General features: G+C 41.5%; 9 protein-coding genes and 1 tRNA gene. 2 read left to right on the forward strand and 8 right to left on the reverse strand.

Annotated elements, in window-relative coordinates; all coding sequences use genetic code 11:
• Positions 1–41 precede the first annotated feature (41 nt).
• Positions 42–3,662, forward strand: coding sequence for a DNA polymerase III subunit alpha (locus L8106_RS12545; protein WP_009784681.1), 3,621 nt, complete (start codon positions 42–44; stop codon positions 3,660–3,662).
• On the opposite strand, the gene L8106_RS12550 is transcribed toward L8106_RS12545, so the two are convergent.
• The 7 genes from L8106_RS12550 to L8106_RS12580 form a co-directional block, all read right to left on the reverse strand.
• Positions 3,659–4,207 carry a peroxiredoxin family protein gene (locus tag L8106_RS12550; protein ID WP_009784682.1) on the reverse strand — a complete coding sequence of 183 codons (549 nt, stop codon included), beginning with the start codon at positions 4,205–4,207 and terminating at the stop codon, positions 3,659–3,661. The two genes, L8106_RS12545 and L8106_RS12550, sit on opposite strands and share 4 nt — an antisense overlap.
• A gap of 183 nt (positions 4,208–4,390) precedes the next feature.
• On the reverse strand, positions 4,391–4,987 hold the full coding sequence (locus L8106_RS12555; RefSeq protein ID WP_009784683.1) for a peroxiredoxin: 597 nt from the start codon (positions 4,985–4,987) through the stop codon (positions 4,391–4,393).
• A gap of 192 nt (positions 4,988–5,179) precedes the next feature.
• Positions 5,180–5,252, reverse strand: a tRNA-Met gene (locus tag L8106_RS12560).
• 145 nt (positions 5,253–5,397) lie between these two features.
• Positions 5,398–7,527, reverse strand: a complete 2,130-nt coding sequence (locus L8106_RS12565) for a peptidoglycan DD-metalloendopeptidase family protein (RefSeq protein WP_039896202.1) — start codon at positions 7,525–7,527, stop codon at positions 5,398–5,400.
• Positions 7,528–8,084: 557 nt separating this feature from the next.
• Positions 8,085–8,549, reverse strand: coding sequence for a tRNA (cytidine(34)-2'-O)-methyltransferase (locus L8106_RS12570; RefSeq protein ID WP_009784685.1), 465 nt, complete (start codon positions 8,547–8,549; stop codon positions 8,085–8,087).
• Positions 8,550–8,714: 165 nt separating this feature from the next.
• Positions 8,715–9,869, reverse strand: a complete 1,155-nt coding sequence (gshA, locus tag L8106_RS12575) for a glutamate--cysteine ligase (RefSeq protein WP_039896181.1) — start codon at positions 9,867–9,869, stop codon at positions 8,715–8,717.
• Between the two features lie 126 nt (positions 9,870–9,995).
• Positions 9,996–10,811 carry a hypothetical protein gene (locus L8106_RS12580; protein WP_009784687.1) on the reverse strand — a complete coding sequence of 272 codons (816 nt, stop codon included), beginning with the start codon at positions 10,809–10,811 and terminating at the stop codon, positions 9,996–9,998.
• Between the two features lie 425 nt (positions 10,812–11,236).
• Here L8106_RS12580 and L8106_RS12585 point away from each other — a divergent pair, with 425 nt between their 5' ends.
• Entirely contained in the window at positions 11,237–12,637 is a 1,401-nt protein-coding gene (locus L8106_RS12585) for a cobyrinate a,c-diamide synthase (protein WP_009784688.1), read from the forward strand.
• On the opposite strand, the gene L8106_RS12590 is transcribed toward L8106_RS12585, so the two are convergent.
• Positions 12,600–13,499, reverse strand: a complete 900-nt coding sequence (locus L8106_RS12590) for a polysaccharide deacetylase family protein (protein WP_009784689.1) — start codon at positions 13,497–13,499, stop codon at positions 12,600–12,602. The two genes, L8106_RS12585 and L8106_RS12590, sit on opposite strands and share 38 nt — an antisense overlap.
• Between the last annotated feature and the right edge of the window lie 16 nt (positions 13,500–13,515).

The raw sequence follows: 13,515 nt of genomic DNA on the forward strand, positions 1-13,515 counted from the left end.
TCTACGGTTTAAAGTCTCTATAAAATCTCTGGAAAATAATTATGTCTTTTGTAGGGTTGCACATTCATAGTGATTATAGCCTGTTAGATGGAGCCTCTCAATTACCTCAATTAATTGAACGAGCCGTTGAGTTAAAAATGCCGGCGATCGCTGTAACCGATCATGGTGTTATGTACGGTGCAATTGAGTTAATTAAACAGTGTCGAAGCAAGGGAATTAAACCCATTATTGGGAATGAAATGTATGTCATTAATGCTGATGTTACTCAACAGCAGGGTCGTTTAAAAAAATATCATCAAGTGGTTTTAGCTAAAAATACAAAAGGCTACAAAAACCTCGTTAAACTGACAACAATTTCTCATCTCCAAGGATTTCAAGGAAAAGGAATTTTTGCCCGTCCCTGCATTAATAAAGAGCTTTTAAAACAGTATCACGAAGGGTTAATTGTGACAAGTGCTTGTTTGGGAGGTGAACTTCCCCAAGCCATTTTACAGGGACGCTCAGATGTCGCTCGCAAAGTCGCTAAATGGTATCAAGATGTATTTGGGGAAGATTATTATATAGAAATACAGGATCACGGTTCTCCTGAAGATCGAATTGTTAACGTAGAGTTAGTCAAAATCGCCCGGGAATTTGACATTAAAATTATTGCAACCAATGACTCTCATTTTATCTCTTGTTATGATGTAGAAGCTCACGATGCGTTACTTTGTATTAACACCCAAAAACTAATTACCGAAGATAAAAGAATGCGGTATTCGGGGACTGAATATCTCAAATCAGCCGAAGAAATGGCGCAGTTATTTCGTGATCATTTACCGGATGATGTGATTCGAGAAGCGATTGCAAATACAATAGAAGTTTCTGAAAAAATTGAACCCTACACAGGAATTTTAGGTGAATCTCGTATTCCAGATTATCCCATTCCACCGAATCATACATCCGATACTTATCTCGAAGAAGTGACCTGGAAAGGGCTAATAGAAAGATTACAAGACCAGATAAAAATACAGACTCGTTCAGAAATTCCACCTGTTTATCGGGAACGTTTAGAATACGAACTGAAAATGATGCAAAAAATGGGATTTTCCACCTATTTTTTGGTCGTTTGGGATTATATTAAATATGCTCGTGATCATCAGATTCCCGTCGGCCCAGGTCGAGGTTCTGCCGCAGGTTCTTTGGTAGCTTATTCTTTAGGAATTACTAATATTGATCCGGTTCATCACGGACTATTATTTGAGCGTTTTTTGAATCCAGAACGGAAATCTATGCCTGATATTGATACTGATTTTTGTATCGCTAGACGGGATGAAATGATTCGATATGTAACGAACCAATATGGCGAAGATAAAGTTGCTCAGATTATAACATTTAACCGCATGACCTCGAAAGCGGTTTTAAAAGATGTTGCTAGAGTGTTAGGAATTCCTTATAGTAAATCCGATCAAATGGCAAAATTAATTCCGGTTTCTAGAGGAAAACCCGCCAAATTAAAAGTAATGATTTCTGATGATACGCCCTCGCCGGAATTTAAAAGCGCCTACGAAACTGAAGATGTTCCAATCAAAAATGATCTGGGAAATGAAGTCGGAACGATTCCTGTGCGTCAGTGGATAGATATGGCAATTCGGATCGAAGGTACTAACAAAACTTTCGGAGTTCATGCTGCGGGTGTGGTGATTTCTAAACAGCCTTTAGATGAAATTGTTCCTCTACAACGTAATAATGATGGGGCTGTGATTACTCAATATTTTATGGAAGATATTGAGGCACTCGGACTCTTAAAAATGGATTTTTTGGGCTTAAAAAACCTCACGATTATTCAGCGAGTTGTGGAATTGATTGAAGAAAATCATCATTTTAAAATGATCCCTGATCAACTTCCTTTCGATGAACGGAAAGCTTGTCAAATTTTAGCAAAAGGAAAGATTAAAAAACTGCCAGAGGATATCCAAAAAACCTATAAATTATTAGAACGAGGGGATTTAGAAGGTGTATTTCAGTTGGAATCCTCGGGAATGCGGCAAATTGTTCGGGATTTAAAACCCTCTAATATTGAGGATATTTCCTCTATTTTGGCTTTATATCGACCTGGCCCCTTAGATGCGGGATTAATTCCTAAATTTATTGATCGTAAACATAAAAGAGTCCCGATTGAATATGAACATCCGTTGTTAGAATCGATTTTACAAGAAACATACGGGATTCTCGTTTATCAAGAACAAATTATGAAAATGGCGCAAGATTTAGCGGGATATTCGTTAGGTCAAGCGGATTTATTACGTCGGGCGATGGGGAAAAAGAAACTCTCAGAAATGCAGAAACAAAGAGAAGCATTTATTGATGGTTCAACGAAAAATGGTGTGAGTAAACAAATTGCTGAACATTTATTTGATCAGATGTTAGCATTCGCAGAATATTGTTTTAATAAATCCCATTCGATGGCTTATGGATTTGTCACCTATCAAACTGCTTATCTCAAAGCCAATTATCCTGTTGAATATATGGCAGCATTGCTCACCGAAAATAGTGATAACACAGATAAAGTTCAAAAATATATTGATTCCTGTCAACGCAGTTTAAAGATTAAGGTTGTATCGCCAGATGTTAATCATTCAAATGTTGATTTTACGCCTTCAGATGGTGAAATTATCTTTGGTTTATCTGCTATTAAAAACGTAGGAGAAACAGCAATTGAGAATATTTTAGCAGCTCGAAAGGAGGGGGGGAAGTTTAGTGATTTACCTGATTTTTGTAGTCGAGTTAGCTTACATATCGTCAATAGTCGGGCTTTGGAATCTTTAATCAAATGCGGCGCGTTAGATAGTTTACATCAAAATCGAAAACAAGCAATTGAATATTTAAACTTTTTAATTCCCTGGGCGCAAGGAAAAGCGAAGGATCGAGAAATTGGTCAGAGTAGTATTTTTGATTTGTTAGGGGATACAACCACAAAGAGTACCAATGAGGGCGCTCCTAAACCTCCAAAAACTGATGATTTTTCGACTCCAGAAAAGTTACAATTTGAGAAAGAATTACTGGGTTTCTATGTTTCTGAACATCCTCTCCAATCTGTAATTAAAGCCTATCCTGTCGAAGATGCAATTACTTTACAAGATTTAGCGGAACACAAAGGAAAAAAAGTTAAAGTATTTTTGGTGATTGTAGAAGTCAAACGCCATGTTACCAAGAAAGGGGAAACGATGGCTTTTCTAAAAGTTGAGGATATGAGCGGACAAGCGGAAGCGATTGTTTTCCCTCGAACTTTTCAAGAGATTCTAACTTCTCTCGAAGAAAACAAGTCTTTCTTGGTAACGGGTAAAGTCGATAAGCAGGAGGAGAAAATTCAGCTTATTATTGAGGAAGCGGAATCCGTTGAACACCTTTTGCAAAGCGTAAAACCTACCGAAAAACTACCCTCAGTTAGACTCTACCTAACACCCGAAGAAATCGAACAAACATCAAAATTAGATAATCTGAAAACGATTTTAGAGGATTATAATGGAAACCCAGACCAGAAAAAATACCCCGTTGAAGCAGTCGTCTCCAACCAATATTTAGTGAGATTTGGTTCTCGTTTTTGGGTCGAAGATCGAGAAGGAATTGTTGATCGCCTCAAAAGTAGTCAATTTCAAGCGAGTATTTATAACAATGACTAGACGGTGAGTTGATCGAGTTCAGTTAAGAGTTTATCAATCCCTGCATTCGACTCAAAAAAGGAAAATAAATGTTGATAACGAAGTATTCCTTCTCGATCTAAAATCAACTGAGCAGGTAAAGGCGCTCCTAACGCTTGACCCAATTTATATCGTCTAAATGTGTTGCAGTTGGGGTCACACAATAAGGGCATTTTTAAACCCAAATCTTTAACCACCGTTTGGCTTTGTTGCTCGTCGGTGCTGGTAATCATCAAGACCTCAACTCCTCGCTGCACAAACTCTTCGTAACGTTCATTTAGTGCTTTAATATGAGGATAACAGAGCGGACAATATTGTTTTTCAGTAAAAATGCGAGTAAACGCCAAAACTACTGGACAGTTTCCCCGATAGTTTGAGAGACGAACGGACTGGTTATTGGTAAGATCTGGAAGTTGAAAATCCGGTGTCTTTAAACCCATTTGCAAATAATAGGTCGCCGGAATGGGTAAAAAGTTATTGAAAAAGCGGCGATTGAGTAAACCGCTAAAATCAGTAGAAGTTAGCATAATTTTCACAAGTGAACGACGAAAGAATGAGTTGAGGTGATGGGTTATCGGTACACTGCCTCGGAATTGGCGGTGTCTGCGATGACTCGATTCCCGAGTTAAAGACGAACCATTATATTTAGGTTGATATAATTGTCCCTAATTTTCCCATCCCTATAACTCATTCTCAAGGATCAACTCAGATTAGACCGCAGCAAAGAAGTCTTTAGACTTGACTGGATCAGGAATCATCGTTTTTTCACCTGGCTTCCAACCCGCAGGACAAACCTCATCTGGATTCGCCTGTACATACTGGATGGCTTGCAAGGTGCGTAGGGTTTCATCCACGTTGCGACCAAATGCGAGGTTATTGATAGTCGCGTGTTGGATAACGCCTTCCTTATCGATGATAAATAATCCCCGCAGTGCGATTCCCGCTTCAGGATCTAAGACGTTGTAAGCGGCACTGATATCTTTCTTGATGTCAGAAACCAGGGGATATTTTAAGTCACCAACTCCACCCGATTTGCGATCGCTTTGAATCCAAGCTAAATGGGAGAATTCACTGTCAACGGAAACACCCAGGATTTGGGTATTGAGTTTAGTAAATTCTTCAGCGCGATCGCTAAATGCTGTAATCTCAGTCGGGCAAACAAAAGTGAAGTCCAGCGGATAAAAGAAAAGGACAACATATTTGCCGCGATAGTCAGACAGCTTGATGGTCTTAAATTCTTGATCGATGACAGCAGTTGCGGTAAATTCCGGTGCAGATAAACCAACGCGAATGCACTCTTCTGCCATAACGTATTTCTCCTTGACTTGCTCTAAGATGATGTCCCACTCAATCCGATCGGGAAGTGAATCCTCTGGATACTTCCTCGGGTTTACGAATTGTTACGAGGATATCATACTCGAAATGACTACAACTACGCAACCTATCAAAAAAGTACGCTCTAATTCTTTAGAAACGTACTTTTTTAATTGATATTTAGATGGCTCCGGCTGGATTTGAACCTGCGACCTTGGGCTTATGAGTCCCCTGCTCTAACCACTGAGCTACGGAGCCAGATTTTCATCAACGGTTACTAATTATAGCAAAAGTCGATGAGAGATTGCAAGTTTTTGACTGGCTAAATTTTTCAGCGGATGGGGAATCAGTTGAGAGTTATCCCTAACCTGTTCACTGTTCCCTCGTCACTGAAAAAGTCGCCCTATCGTTGAGAAAGATTATCCCGTTCGCTCGGAAGCAAAGCCATCGGATTAACAGCACCTTGTCCAGAGGGATGAATCTCAAAGTGTAAGTGGGGGCCTGTACTTCTGCCTGTACTGCCCATTTCCGCAATTTGATGACCCTGAGCCACCTTCTGACCTTTATTAACCAGAACACGACTGTTATGAGCGTAAAGGGTTAAACTGCCGTCGGGATGCTCAATTTCCACCAAGTTACCATAGCCGCCACTATTCCATCCGGCATAAGTGATCACACCAGGCGCCGCCGCAAAAATAGGTGTACCAATGGGAGCCGCGATATCAATTCCTCGGTGCATCCGTCCCCAACGCCAACCATAACCCGAACTTAAAATGCCTCTCGACGGCCAAATATAGCCATTAAACCGCATGGTTCCCCCCGGCAGATAAGTATCCGGGCCAGCAAGGGGCGGTAAATCTGGAGAAACAATACGTCCGAGAGCTGGATTTTGCAACGGATCATAAGCATTGGGGCCAATCGGTGCAGTCGCCACCACTGACTGATCATCACGTTCTGCTTCCAGTTCCTGCTGAGGTCGCAGAGAAGCAGCACTGCTAGGAGCCGTTAACTCCGGTGAGGGGGCAGACTGTTCCGGAGGCTGAGTATTTCCGCCTGCGGCTTCTTTTTGCCGTCGATAAGCATCAGGATTGAACTCAGGGTTAATCCGGCGCAATAATAACGGCTGTTGAGGGTTAGTCGGTGTCACATCTTCTGGAGTTGACGACTCCTCAGAGGTTTGTTGAGAGGCATCTGCTAGCTGTTGGGCTTGCTGAATCTTGTACTCTTGACGCAATCGGTCAACATCTGCCCGCAACCGACTGGTATGGAGTTGAGAAGACGAGTCGCTCTTAACCCCGGAAGACTTCGAGCGGAGATCAACAGTAGAGGAAACCAGTTGAGTCTGGACTTGATCACGAGCAAAGGGGATTTTAGAAGAAATCGCCGTTGGTTCGGTGATTGCACCCGAAGCCTTGATCGTCGCCAGTTGATCTAAGGAAAACTGACTTTCAGCTTCAGAATTGGGAGTCAGAGTATAAGGCTGCACTCGACTCAACTGATTGCCGATGGGTTTCAACGTTTTGGACTTCAGCTTCGAGGACAACTCCGAAGGCGTGACCGAATCACCAAAGCGAGACTCGTTTGTAAAGCGTGAAAGAGATTGCTCTCTAGATGGAAATTCTGTGGCTAAATTTTGAGAATTTCCAAATTTATCAGGCTGATTTGAAGAGGGATTTTGAAAAAGGGAACGATGAGAAGCTCGTTGAGGAATTCTGAGATTTTGATTGGCTTGTATAAAATTAGGGTCAGTAAGATTATTGGTTCTGATAATCTCATCGACAGACACATGATGACGACGGGCAATCTGAGCCAGTGTCTCCCCTGAATTAACACGATAGACCACTGAAACCGAGTTATCGGTTAACTCAGATTCAATCACAATCGCTCCAGGCACTTCAGGTGTTGCGTAGGGCTGATTTGTACCTGCCGCTTCCGATAAAGCAGAGTTTGATTGAGCAGATCGACGACGAGGGGTTGCCAACGACTCTGATGAGTCTCCTGAATTATTTAAAAGAGCGTCCTGAGATGCTGATCTTGATGAATTCGGCTGAACAGTAGATGGGGATGTTGCCGAATCGGGGCGGGATTCTGAACCCACCAGAGGAGTTTGAGACTCGGACTCGGACAACTCAGTTAAACCCGATTTCGGTGATTTAACAGACTCTACTCCTTGATCTGAGGAATTAGCCCGATTAGAGTTGTCGTTTAGCTCAGACAAATTCCGCAGCAAAGAGGGTTGCCATTCGGAATCGTTTGCAGGTGCCGTTGCCTGCGCGGCCCCCTCTTGAGAGTTTGAAACTCCATCAGAGGTGGGCTGCATTTCCGGAGTGAGTGTCGCCACAGAGGATACTGTATTAGCTCGACTCCCTTCAGGCCAGAGAATACCGGAGGCAATTGCTAAACCGAGGAAAGCGGCAGAAGTGTATGCCTTACTGCTACCTAAGAAAATTGCCTGCTGTGCGAAAACTACTTTAGCCTCTTGCTTTTTGGCTTTCGTGGCAGGTTGGTCTGAATGTGGAACTGTTCCTTTCAAAGAACGACCTCCTATGGAGAAGCGTTTAACTGTCCTTGGATAATTCAAGGGATTCAAATCAGTGATATCAATCACTTTTATAAATTGATATACGTCACTGACAGTCATCAATGCTTACGCCAGGTTACCCTGCTTTGTTGATTTCGGCAAGCGTTTTGTTCATTCTATCTATTCCTTTGAGTCAGAATCGATGATCAACAATACCAGCCTAACTGTTCAGTGATGTTCACAATTGGACACATAATGTATTAATTAAGAGTCCAGATGTGAATCTACACTAACTCTTGAGAAAAGTACAACTCTCTTTTCTCTTGGGTCTAACTCATAAGCTTGATGCTCACCTCAAGTTTATTGACTTTACTCTAGGATCAATTCCCCGAGGAGTAAAGCGTTGAGGCTGATCACCTCGACAAAAGAGCGATTTTTAGATGAATAAAATCTATCACGAATCAAGGGAACCTAAATCCGGGTATTTATAAAAAAAAATTATCTATCCTGGCCAATTCTGGGGTGGGAATCACCCCTCTTTTCTGCAAAATTCCCTCACTTTCGGGGAACTATTGATCCAAAAAACCCAATTGGCGACCTGCTTCTAACAAGCCAATTGCAACACTCACAGACAGATTTAAGCTCCGCACACCCGGTTCACGCATCGGAATTGAAGTGGTCACATCACAAGCCGAGAGGAGTTCGGGGGATAACCCTGTGGTTTCGGGTCCAAACAATAACCAGTCATCGGCTTGATACTGAAACTGAGCGTAATTCTGCTTACCCCGCTTACTAAAGCCGATCCAGCGTCCTCCCCAATATTGGTGATAGTGTTTAAAGGCTTCAATCGAGGAATGTATTTTTAAGGGAACATAGGGCCAATAATCGAGGCCAGCTCGCCTTAAATCGCGATCGCTAATTTCAAATCCTAACGGCCCAACCAGATGTAACTCTGTACGGGTGGCGGCACAAGTTCGAGCTACATTGCCTGTATTTGGGGGAATCTGAGGTTGAATCAAAACAACTCGCGGCATGGATAATTCAGGATCAATCTTTTACTCTCAGCCCGTAACCTCTATGAAAATAGAGGAATAATAAATTCTCCGTTCAGAATGCGTTCATTTTGACCGGAATTCATAGTTTTTTTTTATATTTCAAGAATCAACCCACCGATAAGATATTCTAAACGATGATCACGCTCAAGCCACAAGAGGCGGTTGACACAATTTGTCTTCAAATTCTTCTTCCTGTTTTTCCATCTCCGCGATCGCTTGTTGGATGACCTGGCGACTGCTTAATCCCTGTTGATGCAACTTTAACCACTGTTGAGCTGTGTTTCCCTCTTGTAAGATTTTCTTCACCGGAGACAAAAAGCAGCTAAAGCCTCGCCGTTTAGCGACAGGCCAAACTTCTTGATAGAGTTCGGTAATCCAATCTTGAGCTGAAATCACTTGACCGTTTTTCCAATGTCGTAGAGAAGCCTCTAAACTCTGATGCGCTGCTGCTGCTTCGTTTTCTTCGGTTAAGGTCACTAAGTCTGAAGCTCGGGTACTGGCTGGAAAATTACTTTGTTCGAGGGGGTCAAGACTCGGATCTTCAAACATTTGCCACAGTCGCGCTTCGATCAAGGCAGTGACAGCTAGTAAAGCCACGGGGTTGACAATCAGATCACAAATTCTCAGTTCTAAGCGGTTCAGGTTGTAGGGACGGCGATCGCCATTGGGTCGTACCGATGACCACAGATGACGCACATTGTACATGGTTCCTAGAGCCAGTTGTTCCTCTGTCCAGTCAATATAGTGGGAATGACTTTCAAATAGGGGAACGTGTTCAGGGGTTTGCGGAAAGACAGACCAACGGGTGGAATGGTTGCCTGTGGGTTGACCATCGAGAAAGGGAGACGAAGCACTCAACGCTAAGTAGAGCGGTGCTTCCACTCGCACGAGGCGAATGGCTTTCATCAACAGTTCTGGGTCACTAATGCCAATATTGATGTGAATACTAGCGGTGACGACCGTGGTGCCGTAGGTTTCCTCGATATGAGTATGGTAAGGATTATTGGGATCGGAGCGATAAAAACAGTCACTTTCACCCAGAGATAGGGTACTTCCTGGAATGAGCGTATAGTTTCCCCATTGCTTGAGAGCCGATCGCAGCGATCGCCGAGGCTTGACTAAAGCACATAATAGGCGATCATAGTTACACAAAGGCGCGGTGGTATACTCGACATTACGACTATCGGGTTCTCGCACAAATCCCTCAAGTTCAGCGACAATCCGATCTGAAAGGCCGACTACTTCTCCTTGAGGAGTGCCAGTATACATTTCTACTTCAAAGCCTTTTGACAATAGCACGTTAGTTCCTCAGTTCTGCGTTTCCGGGCCGGAGGTTGGGGCGCAATCTGAACTTAGAGCGAGGTAGAGGGATCTTGATTCAGATGTTATGGATTCTCGCCTTTGTTCTCTCGGCGTTAACTCTAATTATCCTATCATGGATTCACATTCCCAAGGAAAGATACTTTCTGATTCCTCCACTGCATTGAATACATAGTCATAGTCAAATTCTACAGAACGAATATGACGGGTGACAGAAAAGCCACAATTGATCACCTGATCGGTTGTAAAGGTAACCAGAATTAGTTCCGTGAGTTTGCGGGGAGAAATATCGGGTTTCTTGACAAAATAATCTCTCCGAGCAAAGAATATTCGTTCATCTTTGGGAACGACGATACCATTGAGTTTGTGTGTATTCTGAATCGGTTTAATATAGTTTCGGATGAAATCATCCGGATTTTTTTGCAGTCGGGATAAGCGTTCATGCTGAAGCCAGCTCATATTAAAGATTAATTTTAATAACTCAAACCCTAAAACATAATAGAACACTTTATCTTTGTCTTCGGGGTTTAAAGCCAGTCTCAACGCAGATTCGAGATATTCTTCAGGCTGACAACGAGCATCTTGAGCGGAGTGAACATAAAACTGTTTGATATAGTTTCTTAAAAGAGATTCATTCAAATTGGTGTCGAGTTTAAACCAGGTTAAATACCGTTTGATTCGTTGTAAGGTATCAACATCTTCTAAAAGTTTGGACACCAAACCGTCGGCTGTATATTCGTCTAAAAACTCGGCTTGCTTCTCCGGAGAGGAACCGCACAATATATAACACAAGGATAGAACATAGCGCCGTTCGTTCCAGGGTAAACTCTGCGCCCATTGCTGCACCTCTGGGGGCAACCGATCAAATAACGCATTACTTTTTAAGGGTTCAAAGAAATTCTTTCTTTTGTACTTTAACATGGCTCTCACTTAAAGCTTTCTGTGGTTTTTTATGGGATAGAAATTGTGAACGGTTAGCAAATTTTATGGAGATTGAATAGCTTGTTTGATCGCCTGGGCAGACTCTAGGTGTGATATAAATCACAAGTTTTTGTGTTTTTGATCGCTTTAATCTTTTCTTGTAGATTGACCCTCAACTCACTTCCTTTTAGCGAATCCGTCTTCATCTCACTTAAACTTCTATTTATATTTATTCATCTCCAATTCATTTATTCTTAGCTGTTCATTTTTTTTAGATTCTAACATCATTGTCTCAAATAATACAGCTTAAAGTCAAGTAAATTTTCTAGATATTTATACTAGACTTGAGTTGTTAATTTTATACCAAACCCTAGCTGGTAAAATTAAATACATCAACTCTAAGTATTTTCAAGGAGAAATCAAAAATGACCGCGATTATTGCTGCGGATCGGAGTGGATCAGGTAAAACAACCATTACCCTTGCGCTTTTAGCCTATCTCCAACACCACCAGTTCAATATCCAATCTTTTAAAGTTGGCCCTGATTATATTGATCCCATGTTTCATCAATTTGTGACTCAAAAACCCTGTCGCAATCTCGATCCCATTCTGACATCAGAACCCTATATTAAACAGTGTTTTACTCGTCATACTCAAAATACTGATTATGCTCTGATCGAAGGCGTTATGGGATTATTTGACGGAGTTTCAACCCTCATTCATCAAACCCCTACAGGCTCTACCGCTCACATTGCTCAAATACTCAATTTACCCATCTTATTAGTCATCGATTGTAGTCGCTTATCCGGTTCAGTCGCCGCGATTGCTCATGGTTTTACCACACTCAATCCTCAACTTAAATTTGCAGGTTTAATCTTAAATAAAGTCGCCAGTGATCGTCATCTAGAACTTTTAAAATCAGCACTAGAACCTTTAGATATCGACATTCTTGGCATTGTGCGACGACAAGATCAAATCCATCTCCCCGAACGACATTTAGGCTTAGTTCCCACCGATGAACTTCCTCAATTACAAACTTTAATTCATCAACTCGCTGATTTAGCTACTGACTGTTTTAACTGGGAAAAACTCCTTCCCTTATTCAAAACTCAAAAAACAGGATATATTCAATCCAATCTTACAAAACCTGATCTTGATAATCCCGTTAAAATTGCTGTTGCTCGTGATCAAGCCTTTAGTTTCTATTATCAAGATAACCTCGATATTTTACAACAACTCGGAGCAGAATTGGTTTTTTGGAGTCCTCTAAATGACTCTCAAATTCCTAACAATATTCAGGGTTTATATTTTGGGGGTGGTTTTCCCGAACTCTTTGCAAAACAGTTATCCGAAAATTTATCAGTTAAAAAAGCAGTTCAAAATCTGATCTCAGTAGGAATACCAACGTATGCTGAATGTGGAGGTTTGATGTATTTATGTGAAGAAATCATTGATTTTGAGAACAAATCTTGGTCAATGGTGGGGATTCTTCCGACAAAAGCCTTGATGGGAAAACGGTTAAAATTAGGATATTATCAAGCCAATACACTACAAGAAAGTTTCTTATTACCCAAACAAACCACTATTTTCGGACATCAGTTTCATCGTTCAGAACTCACCTTAGAATCCCCAAATCCCCTCTATAAAATGAAGCGTTATGGTAAAACTCTAGAATATGAAACAATCACTGAAGGATGGCAATTGGTTAATCTTCATGCGTCTTATCTACATCTACACTGGGGAAGTCGTCCCGAAATTCCAGCGAGATTTTTACAGCAATGTTCGATGTTTAATTCTGCTGAATCTGCAACAATTCAGGAACAGTAACAAAGCGATAGCCTTGTTGTTTCAAAGTATAAATGATCAGAGGTAACGCCTCAATTGTACGATGACGACTTCCTCCGCCATCATGGAGTAAAACAATAGCACCCGAATGAACTTGATTAATAACCCGATTTGCTAACACTGTTACTGAGGGTTGTTGATAATCTTTTGTATCAATTGACCACATCACAACTACATATTTTTGACTTTTTGCATAGTCAACCACACCATTATTTAAAATTCCCCCTGGAGGTCGAAATAACTGAGTTTTAGCGCCTGTTAATCGTTCAATCACCGCCGTTGTATTGTCGATTTCAGCAGCAGCTTTAGCAGTATTCATCGGTTCATAGGGATGATTCCAAGTATGATTGCCAACGGCGTGACCTTGATTAACCACTTGTTGAGCAATTTCTGGATGTCGAGACAAATTTTGTCCTAGAAAAAAGAAAGTTCCTTTAATATTATGTTGTTGTAAAATGTGCAGAATCTTTAACGTATCTAGCCAGGGGCCATCATCAAACGTCAACGCAATGACTTTTTCATTTTGATTAATTTCTACTCGATAAATTGTGCTTCCTAGATAATGAGACGGGATTGAAAAATCACCGGGTAAAGGTATGGGTTCAGACTTTTTAGGAAGATAAGGAGTGGGTTCGCCGAGGGGAGGAATAAGGGGTTGCCAAGCCGGAAAAATGATACGAATAGTAGGTTTTGGTTGAGGTTGAGGTGTTGGAGAGGGTTGAGTTGGAGGTTCTAATATAAAAGTCGATGCACCTACTTTTTCTAAATTCCAACTGAGTCCCATTAAACCAGTCAGATACAACAGCAAAATCTGAAAAATCAGTCCTTGACCTCGGCTAACCATCAGTTTGAACCTCAAT

Source organism: Lyngbya sp. PCC 8106, assembly GCF_000169095.1.
Classification (GTDB): Bacteria; Cyanobacteriota; Cyanobacteriia; order Cyanobacteriales; family Microcoleaceae; genus Capilliphycus.